Annotated in this window: 18 protein-coding genes; 10 read left to right on the forward strand and 8 right to left on the reverse strand. The window is 38.3% G+C overall.

Features of this window, described 5'->3' with window-relative positions:
- Positions 1-60 precede the first annotated feature (60 nt).
- Both I6F47_RS07360 and I6F47_RS07365 read left to right on the forward strand, forming a co-directional pair.
- Positions 61-927, forward strand: coding sequence for a hypothetical protein (locus I6F47_RS07360; RefSeq protein WP_029751213.1), 867 nt, complete (start codon positions 61-63; stop codon positions 925-927).
- Positions 920-1,864 carry a hypothetical protein gene (locus I6F47_RS07365; RefSeq protein ID WP_197183616.1) on the forward strand — a complete coding sequence of 315 codons (945 nt, stop codon included), beginning with the start codon at positions 920-922 and terminating at the stop codon, positions 1,862-1,864. The genes I6F47_RS07360 and I6F47_RS07365 overlap by 8 nt, the downstream gene beginning before the upstream one ends.
- Before the next feature lie 26 nt (positions 1,865-1,890).
- Here I6F47_RS07365 and ushA read toward each other — a convergent pair whose 3' ends face one another.
- Positions 1,891-3,522: a bifunctional UDP-sugar hydrolase/5'-nucleotidase UshA gene (gene ushA / locus I6F47_RS07370; protein WP_197119943.1), complete on the reverse strand. Its 1,632-nt coding sequence runs from the start codon at positions 3,520-3,522 to the stop codon at positions 1,891-1,893.
- A gap of 87 nt (positions 3,523-3,609) precedes the next feature.
- Entirely contained in the window at positions 3,610-3,795 is a 186-nt protein-coding gene (locus I6F47_RS07375) for a hypothetical protein (RefSeq protein ID WP_101163566.1), read from the reverse strand.
- A 248-nt stretch (positions 3,796-4,043) separates the two neighbouring features.
- Here I6F47_RS07375 and I6F47_RS07380 point away from each other — a divergent pair, with 248 nt between their 5' ends.
- Positions 4,044-4,784 (forward strand): peptidylprolyl isomerase, encoded by a 741-nt coding sequence (locus I6F47_RS07380; RefSeq protein ID WP_197112705.1) that lies wholly within the window; start codon positions 4,044-4,046, stop codon positions 4,782-4,784.
- A gap of 64 nt (positions 4,785-4,848) precedes the next feature.
- On the opposite strand, the gene I6F47_RS07385 is transcribed toward I6F47_RS07380, so the two are convergent.
- Complete coding sequence (locus I6F47_RS07385; protein WP_024593147.1) at positions 4,849-5,265, reverse strand: MAPEG family protein; 417 nt, start codon at positions 5,263-5,265, stop codon at positions 4,849-4,851.
- A 239-nt stretch (positions 5,266-5,504) separates the two neighbouring features.
- Here I6F47_RS07385 and I6F47_RS07390 point away from each other — a divergent pair, with 239 nt between their 5' ends.
- On the forward strand, positions 5,505-8,387 hold the full coding sequence (locus I6F47_RS07390) for an insulinase family protein (protein ID WP_197183617.1): 2,883 nt from the start codon (positions 5,505-5,507) through the stop codon (positions 8,385-8,387).
- Positions 8,388-8,454: 67 nt separating this feature from the next.
- Here I6F47_RS07390 and I6F47_RS07395 read toward each other — a convergent pair whose 3' ends face one another.
- Positions 8,455-9,837: a Na+/H+ antiporter NhaC family protein gene (locus I6F47_RS07395; protein ID WP_165724927.1), complete on the reverse strand. Its 1,383-nt coding sequence runs from the start codon at positions 9,835-9,837 to the stop codon at positions 8,455-8,457.
- A gap of 317 nt (positions 9,838-10,154) precedes the next feature.
- On the opposite strand from I6F47_RS07395, the gene I6F47_RS07400 reads away from it, so the two are divergent.
- Positions 10,155-10,661, forward strand: coding sequence for a GNAT family N-acetyltransferase (locus I6F47_RS07400; protein ID WP_101217035.1), 507 nt, complete (start codon positions 10,155-10,157; stop codon positions 10,659-10,661).
- On the opposite strand, the gene I6F47_RS07405 is transcribed toward I6F47_RS07400, so the two are convergent.
- The 3 genes from I6F47_RS07405 to I6F47_RS07415 are packed head-to-tail and all read right to left on the reverse strand — an operon-like array spanning position 10,658 to position 14,084.
- Positions 10,658-11,266 (reverse strand): PqiC family protein, encoded by a 609-nt coding sequence (locus I6F47_RS07405; protein WP_007582431.1) that lies wholly within the window; start codon positions 11,264-11,266, stop codon positions 10,658-10,660. The two genes, I6F47_RS07400 and I6F47_RS07405, sit on opposite strands and share 4 nt — an antisense overlap.
- Positions 11,266-12,921, reverse strand: a complete 1,656-nt coding sequence (pqiB, locus tag I6F47_RS07410; protein WP_007582433.1) for an intermembrane transport protein PqiB — start codon at positions 12,919-12,921, stop codon at positions 11,266-11,268. Before pqiB ends, I6F47_RS07405 begins: the two co-directional genes overlap by 1 nt.
- A complete protein-coding gene (locus I6F47_RS07415; protein WP_010553945.1) occupies positions 12,918-14,084 on the reverse strand; it encodes a paraquat-inducible protein A in 1,167 nt (388 codons plus the stop codon). The genes pqiB and I6F47_RS07415 overlap by 4 nt, the downstream gene beginning before the upstream one ends.
- Before the next feature lie 164 nt (positions 14,085-14,248).
- On the opposite strand from I6F47_RS07415, the gene I6F47_RS07420 reads away from it, so the two are divergent.
- The gene (locus tag I6F47_RS07420) at positions 14,249-14,995 is read left to right on the forward strand and encodes a substrate-binding periplasmic protein (protein WP_197183618.1); all 747 of its coding nucleotides are present in this window, start codon (positions 14,249-14,251) and stop codon (positions 14,993-14,995) included.
- On the opposite strand, the gene I6F47_RS07425 is transcribed toward I6F47_RS07420, so the two are convergent.
- Positions 14,984-15,799: a thioesterase family protein gene (locus tag I6F47_RS07425; protein ID WP_197183619.1), complete on the reverse strand. Its 816-nt coding sequence runs from the start codon at positions 15,797-15,799 to the stop codon at positions 14,984-14,986. The genes I6F47_RS07420 and I6F47_RS07425 overlap by 12 nt on opposite strands.
- Positions 15,800-16,038: 239 nt before the next feature.
- On the opposite strand from I6F47_RS07425, the gene dnaK reads away from it, so the two are divergent.
- The 4 genes from dnaK to I6F47_RS07445 all read left to right on the forward strand — a co-directional run bounded on the left by dnaK (position 16,039) and on the right by I6F47_RS07445 (position 20,408).
- A complete protein-coding gene (dnaK, locus tag I6F47_RS07430; protein ID WP_008171317.1) occupies positions 16,039-17,952 on the forward strand; it encodes a molecular chaperone DnaK in 1,914 nt (637 codons plus the stop codon).
- Between the two features lie 202 nt (positions 17,953-18,154).
- Positions 18,155-19,294, forward strand: a complete 1,140-nt coding sequence (dnaJ, locus tag I6F47_RS07435; RefSeq protein WP_010553942.1) for a molecular chaperone DnaJ — start codon at positions 18,155-18,157, stop codon at positions 19,292-19,294.
- Between the two features lie 97 nt (positions 19,295-19,391).
- Positions 19,392-19,853, forward strand: coding sequence for a Cys-tRNA(Pro) deacylase (gene ybaK / locus I6F47_RS07440; RefSeq protein WP_010553941.1), 462 nt, complete (start codon positions 19,392-19,394; stop codon positions 19,851-19,853).
- A 150-nt stretch (positions 19,854-20,003) separates the two neighbouring features.
- Positions 20,004-20,408: a DUF1761 domain-containing protein gene (locus I6F47_RS07445; protein WP_024591801.1), complete on the forward strand. Its 405-nt coding sequence runs from the start codon at positions 20,004-20,006 to the stop codon at positions 20,406-20,408.
- Positions 20,409-20,419: the final 11 nt, after the last annotated feature.

Here is a 20,419-nt window from a genome sequence, read left to right on the forward strand (position 1 = left end):
CTATATAGTCTATTTTTGAGTGGCATTGCTTTGAATTTTAAAAATATCGTGTTGCACAAAATGTTAATTGTTACATTTTTGTTTCTATTGTTGGTCGTTACGTGGGTTTGCGGTCAAGTTAGTGTATACAATGATGAATTACACTTTCCAGTTATGATCGAAACCTCAACAGAGTGTCAAACAACTGCAACAAGTAACAAAGGCCAATTAATTGTTTTTACGCAATCAAAAAAAATAGCTAAGTTATTAACACAAAAGTTATGCTCTGATAACGTGGTGGCTAAGCAATATGGCTCTGTAAAAGGGTATTGGGGGTATAGAACGGCAGACAGCTTTGAGTTTGTGGGTAAAGGAATTGCTGACTTAATTTTGGCTAAAAACAATATTATGGCAGCCTTTAAAGCAGAGTCGACCTATAACTACCAGCCCGTTGTTGGTTTTTCTGACTACACGGCTTTTTTTATATCTTCTAAAGAAAAACCTCGAGTCACTAAACAATACTTTTTAGATAAGCGCATAGGTTTGCTTGATTATCCGACCAGCCGATCAGGGCATATTTTACCAAAGCAAACGTTTAAAGAGTTGGATATTAATTTAGCCAATTTGAAAATCACTTATGCTAGCTCTCATAACGAATTACGTGATTTACTCGCTAATGGAAAAGTAGATATTATTGCTTCGTTTTGGAAAGAGAGCGACGAAAAACGTTTTTCAAAAAACTATATTACGCCATTGAGTAATAATATTTCTGGAACAAGATGGTATTTAAAAATGCAGCAAAACAACACTGATTTATTATGCGCAGTGCAGGAAAATTTGCTTGATATGTCTAAAGATCAAAGTTTGCATTACTATCAAAACGTCCAGCCATTTTGGCGCTGTGGCGCCAGCTTAGTAGGCTTAAAAGAGGAGGCTGGTGATGAGTAAGTATAAGCAATTACTTGTTATTATAAGTTTATTTTTTATTTTATCGTCAGTCTTTTATATTTCTGTAACTCAAAAAAGCCAGCAAGTAGCTAAACAAAAAATTACGCAGGTAGAGAGGCAAATAGCACTCGACTTACCATTACTCGATTTATCGAATGAGCTGCTAAAGCATTCAGGTAATAAAGATGCAGTTAACAGCTACATTAAAACTTTAAACAGCTACATTAATTCGAACGAGCTCAAAGTTGTTGCTATTGCACCAAAAAACGAGATGGTAACACCTGTAAACTCACACCAAATAATACGTAGTTTGAGTACTAGTAATGGGTTTGTATTAGTTGTATTTAACGTCCAACAAACCCACTTTGCATTGAGTCATTTTATTTACTATTTTATATTTTTAGTGTTAAGTGTGTTGATTAGTTTTTGGGTGAAATTTGCGTTTATTAAACAGAGCAATAAGCAGTTTAATAATGCACAGCATCAATCAATTGCAGAGCCTACGCCGTTGATACTTATTGTTGACCTTAATGATAAAACATTATCAAGTAGTTGTAATACAGAACAAAAAATGTGTTTAGCCAATAAGCCATTGTGCTTTTATTTAGCACTTGTAGAGTATTGTACAAATAACGATGATGTAGCGCTTAGTCATAATAAAGATGTGCCAGAGGAGCTGCTAGAGCTTGCTAACAAGTATTTTTATAGGTTGGTCGAACTCGGCCATACAGTTAGAAAAAGGCCTAACTTTAATAATAGCCTAGAAAAAACCCTGAGCGAAGTACGTGCTGCATTAGATGAAGTACTCAGCGAGTATCCCGAAGAAAAAGAGTTATATTATCCACCTAAAGCATACGGGGAGGGTTCTCGCTCTCGTCTGCATAGTTATGGGCTGGCAAATATTAAAAAGGGCAGTATTGAAATAATAGGAAAGTAACAAGGTTACTTTCCTATTATTAGAGGCTATTTAGGAGTAAATTCAGCCGTTTTAAGAGGGCTGTTTTTTGATATAAAATCTTGAAGTGCTTGGGCATCTGTTTCGTCTGTACTAACAAAGCCTTTTTTATTTGTAAGCGCAGGATAGCCATCACCGCCTGATGCGTTATAGCTATTTAAGCTCATACGGTAAGTTTTATTTTTGTTCAAAGGTTGGCCGTTAATAACAACATTAACTAACTGATTATTTTTACGCTCAAACGATAGTTTATGGTATTGCAAATAAGCGCCAGCATCCGGTGGGAAGCTCGTTACTGTATTTAAATAGTCCCATAAATCACTGCCTTGCCAATCCATGTAAGTAATACGATTTTTAAAAGGATGTACTTTTAAAATATCTTTATAGCTCACTTCACCAGCCTCTATTGAGCTGCGAATACCACCACCACTTATTAGTCCAAAGTCTGCACCCACTACATCCATTTGAGCTTGAATAATTACGCGTGCAAGATTTGTTTGTTGGTAGCGAACTTTGTTTCTGTCACCTTCTAAGCGAGCATCTACTTCACCAATGGTACCTTCAATTTGTTTAGCGCCTTTTGCTTGATATACCGCTAAATAAGATTCAAGTTTTGAGTCTGGTTTAATGTACTCGTTTGCTAACACTTCTTTAGTTGAGCCATCAGCTTGTACTTTATCTACATACAAATTAACTGGCATCAGTTTGTAGTCTAGTAACGTTAATTTTCCGTTTTCAAGCTTAAACTCAGCTTTACCAACATATTTACCCCATTCATGGGCTTGCATAATGTAAGTACCGTTTTGTTGGTCTGGTTTACAGGCAAGACCTGGTTTAAAGCTATCGTCATTTACATTTGTATCGCTCATGCATACAGGTTCTTGAGAGTGGCCACCAATGATCATATCTAGCGTGTTTGCAGGAAGTGAGCGAGCAAGTGTTATATCACCGGGTGCGTTAATACCAAAGCTAGCATCAACATAATGACCCATATGAGTCAGGGCGATTGTAATGTCAGGGTTGTACTTAGCTTTTATTTCTTTCGCTAGTTTTGCTGTAACGTCAACAGGGTCTTTAAACTCTAAGTGCCCAATATACTGAGGATTACCAATTTTAGCTGTGTCGGTTGTTGTTAAACCAATAACAGCAATAGTTAATCCATTCTTTTTGAATATTTTATAGCTATCAAACGCGTGTTCGCCTGACTCTTTTTCAAATATATTGGCTGATAGAAAAGGAAAGTTCACCCATTTTTGCTGTTGCTTCAATACATCAATAGGGTTGTCGAATTCGTGATTACCCAATGCCATTGCATCGTAACCAATCAGCGACATACCTTTAAAGTCAGGCTCTGCTTTTTGTAAGTCTGACTCAGGAATACCTGTATTTATATCACCACCAGAGAGTAGTAATACTGCATGACCTTGCTTTTGAGCTTTATTGCGTAAAGAGTCAATTAACGTTTTGCGAGCGGCCATACCGTATTCGCCTTTTTCGTTTTGCCAAAAACGCCCGTGGTTATCATTAGTATGAAGAACAGTTAAATATTTAGTCGGGGTAGCGCTAAACACGGATTCAGGAGCAGGAGATGTGCATCCGAGTACACTAAAAATAACCGAAAATAAAATAATTATACGCATAAAATACCTATGGATTAAGGTCTACTTAATTTATCAGGCAGCTAGTTTAAACTAGTTCCATGCTAAAAAAACGTACTTATTTACATTTTATTTGGAAGGGGCTGTTAATTGGTTTGTGGCAGCACGTTCACGACGCTTCAACTCCGTATTCGCATACTCTCGCTTGTGGTGATTAGTACCTATCATCCAGGTTAAAAAGCTTGCTGGCAGTTTTGTATAGGGTTCGCCTTTGTGTAAACCAAAGTCGCAAATTGCATGTTTAGTGTGTGACATTATAAGATCCTGTTGTTTTGTGTTTTTTAAAGGTAACAAAAAGTAGCCATACTCTTAAGATGATTTAATTTTAAATAATTAGATTTATATAGCTAAAAAGAATATAAGTAATGGTATATGTAATTAATTTGTTATCAACACGGTCTAATTTGTATCAACTCGCACTTTAGAATCGATTTTAATCGCCTATGGCATTAATGTGTTAACGCATTAACAATTATCTAAAAATATAACAACAGGAATACAACATGAAAAAACTTTTACTTGGCTCAGTACTCGCCGCAGCAAGCTTTACAAGTGCTGCCACTATTGTCGAAATGAACACGAGCCAAGGTGTCATAGAAATTAACTTGTTTGATCAACAAACACCTAAAACAGTTGCAAATTTTTTAAGTTACGTTCAAGACGATTCATATAACGAAACAGTAATTCACCGCTCTGTTAGTAACTTTGTTATTCAAGGGGGAGGATTTACATTTTCTGACTCGCTAGATGCGATTACCACAAAGCCTGCTGTAGAAAATGAGCCTGTTTTTTCTAATGTTAAGGGCACCATTGCGATGGCTAAACTATCGGGTGATGCTAATAGCGCAACAAGCCAGTGGTTTTTTAATATTACAGACAATAGTGCAGCACTTGATACGCAAAACGGTGGCTTTACTGTGTTTGGACAAATTACTGCAGCAAGCCAATCAACGTTAGATAAAATTGCAGCATTAGTACACTGTGGTGAAACACCCGTTGTTGGTATTACTTCTGAACAATGTGCAAGCACTGATGTAACAATTAGCAATGCTAATTTAGTGACTATTCAAAACGTGGCGGTAATGGATGATGATCCTAATTCAGCCGCAGGTCTTACTGTTACTGAAAATACGCTAATTGATTCTGACACATCAACAGATTCAGGTAGCAGTTCTGGCGGCGGATTAATTTGGCTTTTAGGTGCTTTTTTACTTGCGGTTCCTCGTTTAAAACGTGCTAAATAATTAAAATTAACGGTAATGTGGATGGCGTAAACCAGCCGCCCACATTATTATTAAACTTTGCTGTTTAAAGTAATACTCGCCAAACCATCGCAAGCCAAATTGAAAACACACAAGCACAACCTAGTAAAAACACTTTAAAACGTGCGCGTACGTTATTTTCACCTAAATGAATAACACTATGCACAATACGTGTTGCTACAAATAAACAGGCCAGTATAGCCACAAGTGTACTGGCGCTATTTAGCTGTAGTGCAAGTAAACACCCCGCGTAAAAAAGCACAGGTATTTCAAACTGATTTGAAAAGTTTCTATCTGCAACCCTAATAGTGTCGCCAGCCTTATCTAATTGCATTGTTTTAAAATCGCTTAAATCTAATTGTTTGTTTTTAGCTGCTGCAAAGCGCCTTTTACCCATAATGAGCATGACAACCAGTGAAAGCGTAACTTGTGCAAACATGGCAAGTATGATGATTTTTTCCATTGTTTTTCCTTATTATTATTTAGAATTTGCGTATCTTTTGATATTGAATGATTTTTAATCTCGCAAGGTTGGCAGACTCCCAACTAATATCCGATTATGAAGACATTTTTCACAATGTGTTACACAAAATAGCGTTATTTTGTAGAAAGTTATTAATTGAAAATGTTAGTTTAGCTTAACTATATTGCTTTGAATTGGCGCACGCTATTTTGCGCAATACTTTTTAATGGAAAACAAAAATGAAAAAGATTATTGGTTTTAGTGCTATCGCACTTGCAGTTTTAAGTGGTTGTTCAAATACAGCTTCGGTTTCTGTGGCGCCTCCGGCCTCTTTATTATCAGACACGTTAGTTGTAAGTCCTAACGATAACCGCGAATATAAAACACTTAAATTAGCAAACGACATTGAAGTTATTTTAGTGTCTGATCCGGGTGCTGAAAAGTCAGCAGCGGCACTAAGTGTAGGTGTAGGTTTACTACACGACCCGATGTCGCAACAGGGTATGGCGCATTATTTAGAACACATGCTGTTTTTAGGCACTGATCGTTACCCAGATACAAAAGGGTATTCTGATTTTATGACCAAAAATGGTGGCGCGCACAATGCGTATACTTGGCTCGATATTACTAATTACATGTTTAAAATTAATAACGACGCGTTTGATGAAGGGCTAGACCGTTTTGCCGACTTTTTTAAGGCACCTAAGTTATACCCTGAATACACAGACAAAGAAAAAAATGCAGTAAACGCAGAGTGGTCAATGCGTCGCGAAATGGACTTTTTTGGTCAATTTAAACTAGCGCGTAAAATGATGGGCGATCACCCAGCTAATCGCTTTTTAATTGGTAACCTAGAAACACTTGGTGACAAAGAAAATAGTTCTCTTCACAAAGAAACGGTTGATTTTTATAATAAATATTATTCTTCAAATGTCATGAAAGTAGCGCTTATTTCTAATTTACCTATTGCTGAAATGGAGCAAAAAGCACAAAAATACTTTGCTGATATAAAAAATAAAAACATAGAAAAACCAACAGTAACTGCAAAGCTTGATTTTGATAACGCTGGCGGTAAACGCGTGTTTTATGCACCAAATGAAGATGTAAAACAGCTACAACTTGATTTCACCATTGCTAATAATAATAGCGAATTCGCGCTTAAACCAAACCGATTTGTAGCGTATTTACTAAGTAATGAAATGCCGGGCAGCCCAGCGCAACTGCTTCGCGACAAAGGGTGGGGGTCTCAGCTTTCAGCTTCAGCTGCACCAAATCAATATGGTAATTACGGGTCATTAAACGTAAACGCAGAGCTTACAGATGAAGGCATGAAAAATCGTGACGAAATAGTTGCGACTATTATGCAGTACATCGATTTAATTAAAAAAGAGGGCGTTGATAGCAAGTACTTCAACGAAATTCGTACATCACTAAATAACCAGTTTAAGTTTTTAGAAAAAGGTGATGAGTTTAATTATGTAAGCTCACTTACACAAAGCATGCAAGACTATCCGTTAAATCACGCTATTAATGCACCTTACTATTATGCAAAATTTGATGCTAATGCGGTAAATAAAGTACTTGAGCAGTTAAATGCCGATACTCTTCGTATTTGGTATGTATCGCAGCAAGAAGAGACTGACTCGCAACTACACTTTTACGACGGCAAATACCGCATTAGTGATATTGGCGATGATGAAATTGCCAGCTGGAAAAAACCAAGCGAATTTAAGTTAGCACTACCAACTGTAAACAATTTATTGCCTGAAAATTTTGCAATAAAAACTCAAGCATTTAAAGAGCAAAAACACCCAGAACTTGCTTACGATAAAAATGGTGTAAAAGTATGGCGCCAAGCAAGTCAAAAATTTGCAGAACAGCCAAAAGGGCTTGTCGAAGTTTATATAAATACTCAACCAGGTTTGAACGATATTAAAGCAGAAGTACTTTATTCTGTTTGGGCTGATTTATACAATATTCAACAAAGTCAGTTAAGTACCGAAGCAGCAATCGCTGGTATGAGTGTAAGCCTTGCGCCGAGTAATGGTCTTGTTTTATCTATGAGTGGTTTCACAGATAAACAAGATGTATTGCTTAAACAAGCTTTAACCGGATTAAAAGCCGATGAAACAGCACAAGCATTTAGCCAAGCAGTTGATCGCTTTAAACGTAATTTACTAAACCAACAAAAACAGTTTCCGTATGCACAAGCATTTGGCGAGTATTCAAAACTAACGCGTACAGGTGGTTTTGATACAGACGCGCTTATTAAAGCCGCTGACTCAGTGAGTGTTGCCGACTTAGCACAATTAAAAACAGCTACGTTTGCACAAAACGATTTACGCGTATTTAGTTACGGTAACTACAATCAGCAAGATATAGACGCGATTGCAGACGAATTAAGTGCAACATTACCAAGCAACCATAAACGCAGTGAATTTGCGCGAAGCAAAGCATGGTTGCCACAACCGGGCGAAACGCTGGTACTGCAAAAAGATATTGATGTAGCCGATGTAGCGGTGGTTGATATGACCGTTCACCCTGTTGCGGGTTACAAACAAAAAGCAGAAGCGGCTGTATTACAAAGCCACTTTAGAACAGTTGCGTTTGATAAAATGCGTACTGAGGAGCAACTTGCATACGCAGTAGGTGCATTAGCTCGCCCAATCGAGGATTACTCAGCAATTGGTTTGTATATTCAAACACCGGTTAAAGGTCCTAAAGAAATACAAGCTCGTTTTGATAAGTTTAAAAAAGAATACGCAGTTGAACTTGATAACATGAGCGAAGAGACTTTTGAGCAGCTTAAAAATTCAACCCTAGTATCGCTTAAAGAGCAGCCTAAAAACTTAAGTGACGAAATGAGCCCACTTATAAACGATTGGTACCGTGAAAATTTTACCTTTGATTCTAAGCAAAAGCTGATTGATGAAGTTGAAAAAGTAACGCTTGCAGATATAAAAGACTACTACAAGCAAACAATGCTTAATCCTAATGCGGCACGTTTAAATGTGCAATTACGTGGTACTAAGTTTATAGAAAGTGACTTTGCCGATTTACCAAATCAAACTAAAATCACAACGCTTGATGCCTATTACAATGGTATTAAACTACAAAAATAAGCTTTATTTATACAGCTAAAAATAAACCCCAATGTATTGCTACATTGGGGTTTTTATTTAAGCAAATTTAAGCCATTATTAAAAAGCCTATAACAGCTAATGCCGCAGCAATTAGCGTGTAAGGCAATTGTGTAACGGCATGGCTCATTAAATTACAACCAGAGCCTTGCGCTGCGAGTACGGTTGAATCTGAGTAAAAACACGCTTGGCTACCAAAAGAAGAAGCCGATAATAGCGCACCAATGACCAGTGGTATGTTTGCATCAACCGCATTTGCCAGTGGCATAACAATCGGAATTGATACAGCAAAAATACCCCAGCTAGACCCTGTTGCAAACGCTAAAATAGCCATTGAAATAAATACCACGGCTGGTAAATATGCAGCAGTCATATAAGGGCTTAAGCTGCCAATAACAAACTGAGGCAAACCAATTAAGTCGCATACATCTTTAAATATAAACGCAGCTATAACAGTACCAATAGCGGGGATCATACTTTTAAAGCCATCAAGCATGCGCTCAATCATTTCACTTACGCTCATTAATTTTTGTAGCGCATAAAACGGGAGAGTGACCGCCATTGTTGCTAGTAAGCCTTTGTATACGTCTATTTCAAAGTAAACAGTAAATGCAACCAGTAAAATAATCGGCACCAAAAAGTTACGTAATTTACCTTTAGGATCAGCATCTTCAAAGTTTTCTTCAGCTGCTTTTACTGCATATTCATCCGCTGTTTGAACGTCATTGTATTGAGCAGGGTCGACTTGAGCTTGCTCAATTTGCGCCATTTGTTCTGCTTTTTTCATTGGACCAATCGCAGGAATAATACCCAGCACAACAAGTAAAACAACAAGCACTGCAAACCACGCATAAAACATATACGGTATGGCTTGGATATAAACTGCAATCCCTTTGCCTTCTTCAGCAATACCGTTATCTACGAGTAAGCCACCAAAAAAAACCGCCCAGGTAGATAAAGGGACAAGTACACAAATTGGTGCAGCAGTAGAGTCTACAACATAGGCAAGCATCTCACGGCTCACTTTAAATTTATCGGTAATGCGTTTCATGGTTTCACCCACGGTAAGCGCATTTAAGTAGTCATCAATAAAAATAACTACACCCAAACAAAAGGTCATAAACAAAGATGAACGCTTACCTTTAGTGTATTTAAGGGCTAGCTTGCCAAAAGCTGATGCGCCACCTGTGCGCACTAATAGCGCGATTAAAGCGCCAAAGCCACCACATACAAGTATTAGCCAGCCAATGGTTTCGTCTGTCATCACTTTTAGCGATGTACTCGCAAAGTTAGTAAGTACCTGTGCAGGATCGGCTATAACTAAACCAACTAAAGCACCAATAAGTAAAGATAAAATAGGGCGGCGTAATACAACAGCCAATACAACCACCACTAACGGTGGTAGTAAACTCAACGCAGAAGGTTCAAGCATTTAAGTATTCACAAAATTAAAAGCATGCATAAAAATTAAATTAATTTTCAAGCTGCTTATACAAAAACAAAGAAGATGATAAGTTTGTTGTTAAATCATTTTCCAAGTCACTGCTTTTGTACGCGAGGGAGGGACACTTAAACAGTTATGTTAAATAGCTGTTTAAGTGAAACGCGTTGGCTTTGGCGCCAGACGGTGCAAGGAGTGCAAACCGCTATTGTTGTGCCTGTAAAAACATCGGCGCAAAAATAATCTGCTTTTTAATTTCAGTCAACAAAAAGTTATATGCTAAACAAAGTTTTTTAGAGGAACTTACATTGAACGCCGTACTTAAAACAAATCGTCTGTTGTTACGCCATGCAAATGAGCTTGATGCAGCTATTTTACTTAAGCTAGTTAATCAGGCTAGTTTTATAGAGCACATTGGTGATAAAGCAATTTATACCCTTGATGATGCCAAGTCATACATCAATCAGTCATTTGTTGCTTCTCATAAATACCAAGGCTTTGGGCCTTATGTTATTACTTTGCATAATGCTGTAGTGGTTGGCGTTGTTGGGTTTTATAAACGAGCAGCGTTACAACAACCTGATTTAGGTTTTGCACTTGTAAGCGGTTTTGAAAAAAAGGGCTATGTTTTTGAAGCGGCCAGCGCACTTTTGCGCCATAAGCATGAATTTGGAATTACAAAATTGTGTGCAATAACATCACCAGATAATAGGGCATCGCAGAATGTGTTGTTAAAATTGGGCTTTAAAATAGAGGGCAAGGCGGTTATCAATAATGATCAAACCGCCGTAATTATATTTTCGCTTAATGATTAAAGTCTTGCTTGTTCTATTTGTTTTGCAACATTTAGGTTTATATTTAGCCATGTTGCTTCAAGCGTTGAAACTAAACCGTCGTATCCATCATCATCTATAGGCACTAGGTTTGAAAAATTATGAATACTTATAAGACGTCGGCCTGTTTCAGGGTGTGTGTAATATAAACGCCAAAGCCCTGAAATATCAGCGTTACCTTCCATATCGCCATTAAAGTGGTGAATTTCGTATTCAAGCTCATAAAACGTTTGCTGATCGAGTTCAGTAATGACCGGTAAGCCCTTTATTACCATCCAATTTGGCATAGCATTAAAAAGAGTTTGCTGGGCTGTTGCAGTGAGCATTACATCCGGCGATTCGCCCCACAGGTTGTAATTTGCGGCATGTATTTGGTTGCTATCTATTTTCATAGCAATACCTAAATTATTTAAAGCACCTCTAAGTACAACTGTTTGTATTCTTAATTGTGCGTCTGTGTCTGTCACATTTCGAGACGAGGCACCAATAGGCTGCTCAAACTGATAATATTGTGTTGCAGTTTGTATTGATGAACTACAACCTGCCAATAGTAATAATAAACTTGCAGTTAAAAATAACGATTTCATTATTGCTTCCTTGGTTTTGGATCTGCTGGTAATGATTTATCAAAAATTAGCATATTAGGTTGCTCGTTTAATCCGCGAGTTAGAGGCTGTAGGCCCTCGCTTAAACGTTTAAACTCTTTTAATGTTTGCTGTATTTGATGATGAAGTTCAGAACCTGCTTGGTAACTGGCCATGGTTTTATCAAATTGGCGCATAGTTACTTCAAACTGCTCCATACTTTTTGTCATCTTTTCGAAATTACGATTAAAGTCGCCCGGTAAGTTTTGTGTATCTTTTTGGCTTAGTAACTCTCGCATTTCATTAGCAAGCGCTCGGTAATCGGTAAATGTGGCTTGCATTTGTTCTAAGCTATCTTCAACTTTTAAGTTATTTACTTTATTAAGTACGTCAGAGACTTGGTCTGCTAATACGGTTATGCCGCTAGAAATACTCGGAAAAACATCATACTGCACAAGTTTACCTAGGTGTGCTTGCGGTGCATCTGGGTATATATCAAAATCAACGTATACTGCACCCGTTAATAAATTACCAGGCTTTAACGAGGCGCGCATACCACTTTCAATCCAGCCTTTTAAACTACCTTGCCAATACTCTTTAGCTGAGGCACTGTCGTGATACAAGCGTCCGTATTCTACTTTTATAAGTACTGGAACCGCCGTATTATGGTTTCTAAAGTGGGCAGGTTTACCGTCAATAATTACATTGGCAGGGGTTTCAACAACAGTACCTACACGCATACCTCTATATTCGACAGGAGCACCTGTGCGTAGTCCTCGAACTGATTGTTCAAATTCAATGAGGTAGTAATCAAAATCGTAAAAGCGCTCTTCTAGCGCTTCTTTATAGCTTTGGCTTAATGAAAAGCTATGCCCATCTTGTGCTATTTCACCCGGGGCCTGTTGCTCAGGTAAGCCAACCGAAATACCGCCTTTTAAAAGTTTACTTAAAGAGCCCGTATTAATATTGATGCCATCGGCAGATAGGTCAATTTCAATCCCTGCGTTCACCCAAAAAATAGAGTTCATGGTGATGAGATTTTGATAAGGTTCTTTAATAAATACGCCGTACTTCATTGCTTGGTTTTCCCAATCAAAAGTGGCGGTTTCTATTTGCCCTATTTTGTAATTTTTGAAAAATATACCGGTACTCACATCAAGCACTTCAGCGTTGTAACTCATTAATTTGAAACGGCCACCTTTCACATCTTTACCAATGAGGGCGGGTTCGTCTTGTAATTTAAAACGCTCTTTTAGCTCTTTACTTTCACCGGGTGAAAACTCTAAATATACACCAGACAATAGCGTGCTCATTCCGCTAATACCCGTTTCATCAATGCGTGGTTTTACGACCCAAATTTTGGCATCATCGGTTAATAAGTTATTGTAGTTTTTGTCTATTTGCGCACGGGCAATAACGCTGTCTTGGGTGTCTGATAGTCGAACATGATCAATTTGACCTATTTTTACACTGCGCACTTTTATTTCAGTTTTACCTGCAATAATGCCCTCAGCTTGTGGCATTTCGATAAAAATTGTAGGGCCTTTATTTGCTTGGTATTGGTATAACATCCACATGCCCACTAACAGCGCAATTGCCGGAATGATCCAGATAGCGGAAATTTTCGGTTCTTTTGTTATTTCGGCAGTTTCGGTCATGCTTTGTTCTCTGATTTTTTGTTTTTAGGGGAATCCCACAACAAGCGTGGGTCAAAGGCATGGGCAGCCATCATTTGGCATATTACCATAACTGTAAAAAATACAATGCCTAATCCTGGTGTTACTGACATTAAATTACCCAGTTGAACTAAGGCAACTAAAATAGCAACCACGAATACATCTATCATCGACCATTTTCCAATAAATTCAGTAAGTTGATAAATTCGGGTGTAACTTTTTGTATGTCTATTGGCAGGTCTCGTTACCATAAAGCATAAAAAGCTCAATACAAAAGCTTTAGCAAGTGGCACCACAACGCTGGCTAAAAATATAATAGCGGCAATAGGGTAGGAGCCACTTTTCCAAAGAGTAATAACACCACCAATTAAAGTTGAAGGGGATTCATCCCCAAGACTAGTGGTATGCATAATAGGCAAAACATTAGCTGGAATATAACAAACAACAGAGGTAATTAGCCAAGCTGCTGCTTTTTGTACGCTGTAAGGATTTCTAACGTGCGTTTTTGTATGGCAACGCTGACAAATATTACCGGTACATAGTTGATGGCACACATGGCAGGCTTTAATATTTTCATCTATTGCACGTTTAGCATGTTCTGCGCCTTCAAGTACTTTTACAGGCTTTATTTGAGCCCATAAGCGTGGGCGATTTAAGTGAACAAGCGCGGCTATGTATAAAATAACAAACCCCACATAAGCCCAAAAACTCGTGCCAAAGCTAATATCAGCCAGCGACATGATTTTAACCATACTAACAAGTACGCCAATTAAAAATATTTCCGACATAATCCACGGTTCTAACGCAAGGGTGAACTTTAGTAGTCGCCTTGCTATGCCCTCTGGTAATGTTTTTAAAAGCCCAAGATGCAAAGGAATTAAAATAAGAAGCAAACCCATAGGCAGAGCAATAATGCTCAAATCAATAAATAAGCCAAGCAGTTCACTATCATAATTAAATAAAATTCGAGCCGCGTCGGGCAGAGTAATAGTTTGAGTAATACCACTACTGCTAAAAGAAATAAAAGGGTAAAACATACTGCTCAGCAGCATTAATAGTGCGCTAAAGCTTAGTGCAACTATACGACTATCGTGATTAACATCGGCTTCGCAAAGTTTATGGTGGCAATGTGGGCATATCGCCATTTGTTTTGCGATTATGCGAGGTATATCTATGATCAGATCGCAGCAGGGGCATACAGTTTGCAATTTAATACCAAGCAAGAAGAATATTTCTTCAATTTTGCTATATTTAATACATTAATACAACGCGTTCTGCCATCAAGCTGTTCGTTATATAAAGGAAGCGTGTGAAATATTATTTTTACTACATATTAATGTGGCTCTTTATTTGCTCGCAAAATGCTGTGGCTATTAATAAAGAGCGAGAGATAATCATCGCTGCGAGCGCATCAATTCCACCCTATGTTTTTGTAAAAACGGACTTGGGTATACACCTAAATTTAATAAAAGCCGCGTTAAAGGCCAATGGATTTGCTAATATTAATGTGCAATATATGTCGAACAAACGCGCTGAGCATCAATTACATAATAAAGGAGTAGATATACTTTTAAATTATGCTGGAGGAATTAGTGCGGGTATTTATCCAAGTAAAACGGTACTTAGTTATGAAAATGTGGCCATTACACTCAAGCGAAATAAATATAACATCGATAAAATAGAAGGCATGTTTAATAAAAACGTTCTTGCTTTTCAAAATGCAACGGCATATCTGCCTCCTATATTTAAAAGGAATGTTAAGCACTTTAGCTCATATCAAGAGGTTATTAATCAAAAAGCGCAGGTAGATAAGCTGTTAAAAGGTTGGGTTGATGTAATTGTGTTAGATAAGCGTATTTTTTACCATTACTACAATCGGCATAAATCCCCCGAAGCTGTGCAAATTTACACTTTATTTCCAAAAGCAGATCGACCTGCTTATTTTAACAACTTCTCTTTAGCTACTGAGTTTGATATTGGTTTGGCGCTCATCAAGCAAAATGGTACTTATAAAAGGATTGTTGATGAAGGCCAAACCCATTCATCAATCAAATAAAGCCACTGTTTGACGTGTAAGCGCTATTAGCTCACCCGACTGCGACCATATACAGCCATCCTCTAAACCGTAACCATCTTTTGAATGATGAGTAATTGCTTCAAAGCCAAGCCATTCTCCAGGTGTTAAGTTTGGCTCTTGCACAAATTCTAAATACCACGACATGCTACTTGCAGGAGCGGGTTGTTTAAACATTTGTAAAAGTGTTGGCGGCCATGCATCGGTAAGTGCAATCACATGGGCTTCAGTTATTTGTTCGGGCGTATGTTTAAAGCGCATCCAGCCACCCAGGTGAGACGTTTCTGCACTACTAAATGGCATCGCGCCTTGCTGCGGGCATAAATCAACATGTTGGAAAAATTCAGGCATCTGACCTTTTATAAAAGGTAGTGTATGGCGCTCGTCTACCGGCTTTAAACCCAAAGATTTTGAAACAGGTACATTAATACCCGATTCTCTACTTTTAGCAAAACACGCTTGTACAATTACGCACACTTGTTCATTTTGAATTGCTTTGGCGAGTACCTGTGTACTGCTTTTACCTTGGCGCAATATTTCAACGGACAAAGAAAAAGGAGTATCGGCAATTAATGGTCCTACAAAATTAGTACTAAGCGAAAGTAAGCGACGATCATTCGTTACCTTACCTCTGATTGCTTGATACAGCAGTGCGGCTGAAAGCCCACCAAAAGCAGTTCTGCCTTGGCACCAGTTTTCTGGAAATTGCATTGTATTATTTAATTGTTCTGTATTTTCGGTTTGACCAATTTTTTCCGCTTGTTGAAGTAGTTGCTCAAAATGCATGAAGATGTCCTTTTATAGTGCGATTTAATAAATTTATAACACAACGCCACTAGTCAGACCAGTAATTAAAAGCGTCCCTGGCGGTGTAAAAATCACCATTCCTTACAATTATTAGGGTTATTTTGTAAATAAATCACAAAAAATGAATTTTTTTTCATTTTTACAGTTGAAATAAGTTTGGAGCAACCCTATTTACTAGTCATCGAACGTTTAACGAATATTGAAGTTGGAGAGATTTCATGGGTAAAATTATTGGAATAGATTTAGGTACTACAAACTCTTGTGTTGCAGTACTTGATGGTGGCAAAGCACGTGTTATTGAAAACGCGGAAGGCGATCGCACAACCCCGTCTATTATTGCTTATACGCAAGACGGCGAAACATTAGTAGGTCAATCTGCTAAGCGTCAAGCGGTTACTAACCCGACAAACACATTATTTGCAATTAAGCGTTTAATTGGTCGTCGCTTTGAAGACGAAGAAGTACAACGCGATATCGGCATCATGCCGTTTAAAATTGTTAAAGCTGATAACGGCGATGCATGGGTAGAAGCGGGCGGCGAAAAACGCGCTGCACCACAAATTTCTGCTGAAGTACTGAAAAAAATGAAGAAAACAGCTGAAGACTTCTTAGGTGAAGAAGTAACTGAAGCCGTAATCACAGTACCTGCATACTTTAATGATTCACAACGTCAAGCTACGAAAGATGCTGGTCGTATTGCGGGTCTTGAAGTTAAACGTATTATCAATGAGCCAACGGCTGCGGCACTTGCTTACGGTATGGATAAAAACCGTGGCGAAAACGTAGTTGCAGTATATGACTTAGGTGGCGGTACTTTCGATTTATCAATCATTGAAATTGATGAAGTTGAAGGTGAGCACACTTTTGAAGTACTTGCTACAAACGGCGACACTCACTTAGGTGGTGAAGATTTCGATAACCGTGTAATCAACTACTTAGTAGCTGAATTCAAGAAAGATCAAGGCTTAGACCTTAAAAATGATCCGCTTGCAATGCAACGTGTTAAAGAAGCTGCTGAAAAAGCAAAAATTGAACTTTCATCTGCACAGTCTACAGAAGTAAACCTTCCGTATGTAACTGCTGATGCATCTGGTCCTAAGCACATGAACGTGAAACTAACACGTGCTAAGCTTGAGTCACTAGTTGAAGATTTAGTAACTAAAACAATTGAGCCACTTAAACGTGCACTTGCTGATGCTGATTTATCAGTAAGCGACATCAACGACATTATTCTTGTTGGTGGTCAAACACGTATGCCTTTAGTACAAAAAATCGTTGCAGAGTTCTTCGGTAAAGAGCCTCGTAAAGATGTTAACCCTGATGAAGCAGTAGCCGTAGGCGCAGCGATTCAAGGTGGTGTACTTGCTGGTGACGTTAAAGATGTACTATTACTAGACGTTTCTCCATTATCTCTAGGTATTGAGACAATGGGTTCAGTAATGACTGCATTGATTGAGAAAAATACGACGATTCCTACTAAGAAATCGCAAACGTTCTCAACAGCTGAAGATAATCAATCTGCTGTAACAATTCATGTACTTCAAGGCGAGCGTAAACGTTCAAGCGACAATAAATCACTAGGCCAATTTAACCTAGAAGGTATTCGTCCAGCACAACGTGGTACACCACAAATCGAAGTAACATTTGATGTTGATGCCGATGGTATCTTACATGTATCTGCGAAAGATAAAGATACAGGTAAAGAGCAAAAGATTACGATTCAAGCATCTTCAGGCTTAAGCGATGACGAAATTGAAGCGATGGTTCGTGATGCAGAAGCACATGCTGAAGACGATAAAAAGTTTGAAGAACTTGTAGCTGCTCGTAACCAAGCTGACGCTCTAGTTCACGGTACTCGCAAGCAAATTGAAGAAGCTGGCGATGCATTACCAAACGAAGACAAAGAAGCAATTGAAGCTGCTGTTGTAGATTTAGAAGCTGCAATTAAGAGCGACAATAAAGAAGAGATTGAAGCTAAAACTCAAGCTCTTGCTGAAAAGTCTCAAAAACTAATGGAAATTGCTCAAGCGAAAGCACAGCAAGGTTCAGCAGACGCTGGCGAACAACAGTCAACTAAGCAAGACGACGACGTTGTTGATGCAGAGTTCGAAGAAGTGAAAGACGACAAGTAATTGTTGCTACCGCTTCTCGCTAGCCAAAAACACTTAACTCAGTTAGGTGTTTAGGTTAGGATGAACAATTGAGGCGCGCGAGCAATAGCTTGTCGCGCCTTTTGCATGTATTCAAGGTTTAAAAATTCAATGATAAATCGATGCGATTTATCGGTTTATCCAGCAGCTTACGCTGTAAACAGAAAAGAGTAGTGTGATAGATATGTCAAAACGCGATTATTACGAAGTCCTCGGCGTAAGCAAAGATGCGAGTGAGCGAGACATAAAAAAAGCGTATAAACGCTTAGCGATGAAATATCATCCAGATCGTACCGCAGGCGATAAAGATCTCGAAATAAAATTTAAAGAAGTTAAAGAAGCGTACGAAATTTTAACCGACGATCAAAAACGTCAAATGTATGACCAACATGGTCACGCAGCCTTTGAACAAGGTGGTGGCGGTGGTCACGGTGGTTTTGGTGGCGGACATGGCGACTTTGGTGATGTATTTGGCGACGTATTTGGCGATATTTTTGGTGGCGGCGGTGGTCGACGTCAATCTCGTCAACAACGTGGATCTGATTTACGTTACAACATGGACTTAAGCTTAGAAGAAGCTGTTCGTGGTAAAGAAGTTGAAATTAAAGTACCTACATGGGTTGGTTGTGAGCCATGTGATGGCAGTGGTGCTAAAGCGGGTTCTAAACCTAAAACATGTACTACATGTCATGGTGCTGGCCAAGTGCAAATGCGCCAAGGTTTCTTTGCTGTTCAGCAAACGTGTCCAACGTGTCAGGGGCAAGGTCAAATTATTTCAGACCCTTGTAACAGTTGTCATGGACAAGGCCGCGTAGAAAAAACTAAAACGCTTTCAGTTAAAATTCCAGCTGGCGTTGATACAGGCGACCGTATCCGCTTAACGGGTGAAGGCGAAGCCGGAATGCATGGCGCGCCATCGGGCGACTTGTATGTGCAAGTATCGGTTCGTGAACATGAAATATTTGTACGTGAAGCGAATAATTTATATTGTGAAGTACCAATTAGCTTTACTACAGCAGGCCTTGGTGGCGAAATTCAGGTTCCAACACTTGATGGTCGTGCAAAACTTAAAATACCGTCTGAAACTCAAACGGGCAAAATGTTCCGTATGCGTGGCAAAGGTGTTAAGTCTGTACGCAGTGGTGCCCAAGGCGATCTAATTTGTAAAGTGGTAATCGAAACGCCAGTTAATCTTAACGAGCGTCAACGTGAACTACTTCAAGAGTTAGATGAAAGCATGGGCACAGATAGCTCTAAAAACCGTCCTAAAGAGCAAGGCTTTTTTGACGGTGTTAAAAAGTTTTTTGATGATTTAACTAAATAAATTTAAATTATTATGAACAAAAAAACGACGCTTTTAGCGTCGTTTTTTTTGCTTTAAACTTAATTTTTGTTACTGTGAATAAAAAAGATGAAACAGCATGACACCAGCAATAGATCTACTTAAAAAGCAAAAAAAAACCTTTGAAGTACTCAGTTATGAGCACGATAAGAATAATAGCCATTACGGGCTTGAAGCCGTTGAAAAGTTAAATTTAGACAGTGCACAAGTATTTAAAACCTTAGTACTTGAAACACATGAAGGGCAACTAATTGTTGCTGTAACGCCTGTATCTCAACAAGTTAATTTAAAACAGTTAGCTAAATTATGTGGGGCTAAAAAAGTAATTATGGCTGCCCCACAAAAAGTACAAGTTAGTACCGGTTATATTTTAGGAGGGGTGAGTCCGCTTGGGCAAAAAAAACGTCTAGCTACGTTTATTCATAGCAGTGCTTCTCTCTTTGACACTATTTATGTGAGCGCCGGAAAAAGAGGCTTAGAAATAGCACTCTCACCAACTGATTTAGCCTTATTAACCAATGCAAAATTTGGCGATTTATAAATTTTATTTTTATAATTACCTTCTATACAAAAAATTAATTTAAGTTAGGCCATTTGCTCAATCCCCTATTTATAACTACATTGGGAGTATCTTTATACCGTTAATATTTAATACCAAACGGTATTACACTTTTTGTATATGGCTGTTTGTATGAACCTTTTAGATGTAGATTATTTTGCGATACTAGTGGCTGCACTGTCTTCTTTTATGCTTGGTGGTATATGGTATTCAAAAGCTCTCTTTAAAAATGCATGGCTAGAAAGTATTGGCTTAACTGATCTGGATTTACAATCGGCTAACCCTAAGTTGATATTTGGTGGCAGTTTTTTTTTAGTTTTTATAGCGGCTTTAATGCTATCTCTTTTTTTAGGTAAGGATGCAAGCGTAGGTGAAAGTATAGGAACCGGCTTTGTGATCGGCTTTTTTTGGATCAGTAGTTCATTTGGATTGAGTTATATATTTGAGCAACGCCCTCTAAAGCTTTTTTTAATTAACGGGGGGTACCATATTTTACAATTTTCGTTAATGGGGCTCATTTTAGGGATATGGCCGTAAGATTTGAATAA

Origin of the sequence: Pseudoalteromonas sp. NZS37, from assembly GCF_015864265.1 — a bacterium.
Taxonomy (GTDB): domain Bacteria; phylum Pseudomonadota; class Gammaproteobacteria; order Enterobacterales; family Alteromonadaceae; genus Pseudoalteromonas; species Pseudoalteromonas arctica.

What these genes read in the sequence shown, in the direction of transcription:
- ybaK (WP_010553941.1), top strand. Translation starts at nt 19,392, where the DNA reads ATGACACCAGCAATAGATCTACTTAAAAAGCAAAAAAAAACCTTTGAA.
- I6F47_RS07445 (WP_024591801.1), top strand. Translation starts at nt 20,004, where the DNA reads ATGAACCTTTTAGATGTAGATTATTTTGCGATACTAGTGGCTGCACTG.
- I6F47_RS07365 (WP_197183616.1), top strand. Translation starts at nt 920, where the DNA reads ATGAGTAAGTATAAGCAATTACTTGTTATTATAAGTTTATTTTTTATT.
- pqiB (WP_007582433.1), bottom strand. Translation starts at nt 12,921, where the DNA reads ATGACCGAAACTGCCGAAATAACAAAAGAACCGAAAATTTCCGCTATC.
- I6F47_RS07375 (WP_101163566.1), bottom strand. Translation starts at nt 3,795, where the DNA reads ATGTCACACACTAAACATGCAATTTGCGACTTTGGTTTACACAAAGGC.
- I6F47_RS07415 (WP_010553945.1), bottom strand. Translation starts at nt 14,084, where the DNA reads ATGGCGATATGCCCACATTGCCACCATAAACTTTGCGAAGCCGATGTT.
- dnaK (WP_008171317.1), top strand. Translation starts at nt 16,039, where the DNA reads ATGGGTAAAATTATTGGAATAGATTTAGGTACTACAAACTCTTGTGTT.
- ushA (WP_197119943.1), bottom strand. Translation starts at nt 3,522, where the DNA reads ATGCGTATAATTATTTTATTTTCGGTTATTTTTAGTGTACTCGGATGC.
- I6F47_RS07395 (WP_165724927.1), bottom strand. Translation starts at nt 9,837, where the DNA reads ATGCTTGAACCTTCTGCGTTGAGTTTACTACCACCGTTAGTGGTGGTT.
- I6F47_RS07425 (WP_197183619.1), bottom strand. Translation starts at nt 15,799, where the DNA reads ATGCATTTTGAGCAACTACTTCAACAAGCGGAAAAAATTGGTCAAACC.
- I6F47_RS07390 (WP_197183617.1), top strand. Translation starts at nt 5,505, where the DNA reads ATGAAAAAGATTATTGGTTTTAGTGCTATCGCACTTGCAGTTTTAAGT.
- I6F47_RS07380 (WP_197112705.1), top strand. Translation starts at nt 4,044, where the DNA reads ATGAAAAAACTTTTACTTGGCTCAGTACTCGCCGCAGCAAGCTTTACA.
- I6F47_RS07385 (WP_024593147.1), bottom strand. Translation starts at nt 5,265, where the DNA reads ATGGAAAAAATCATCATACTTGCCATGTTTGCACAAGTTACGCTTTCA.
- dnaJ (WP_010553942.1), top strand. Translation starts at nt 18,155, where the DNA reads ATGTCAAAACGCGATTATTACGAAGTCCTCGGCGTAAGCAAAGATGCG.
- I6F47_RS07360 (WP_029751213.1), top strand. Translation starts at nt 61, where the DNA reads ATGTTAATTGTTACATTTTTGTTTCTATTGTTGGTCGTTACGTGGGTT.
- I6F47_RS07405 (WP_007582431.1), bottom strand. Translation starts at nt 11,266, where the DNA reads ATGAAATCGTTATTTTTAACTGCAAGTTTATTATTACTATTGGCAGGT.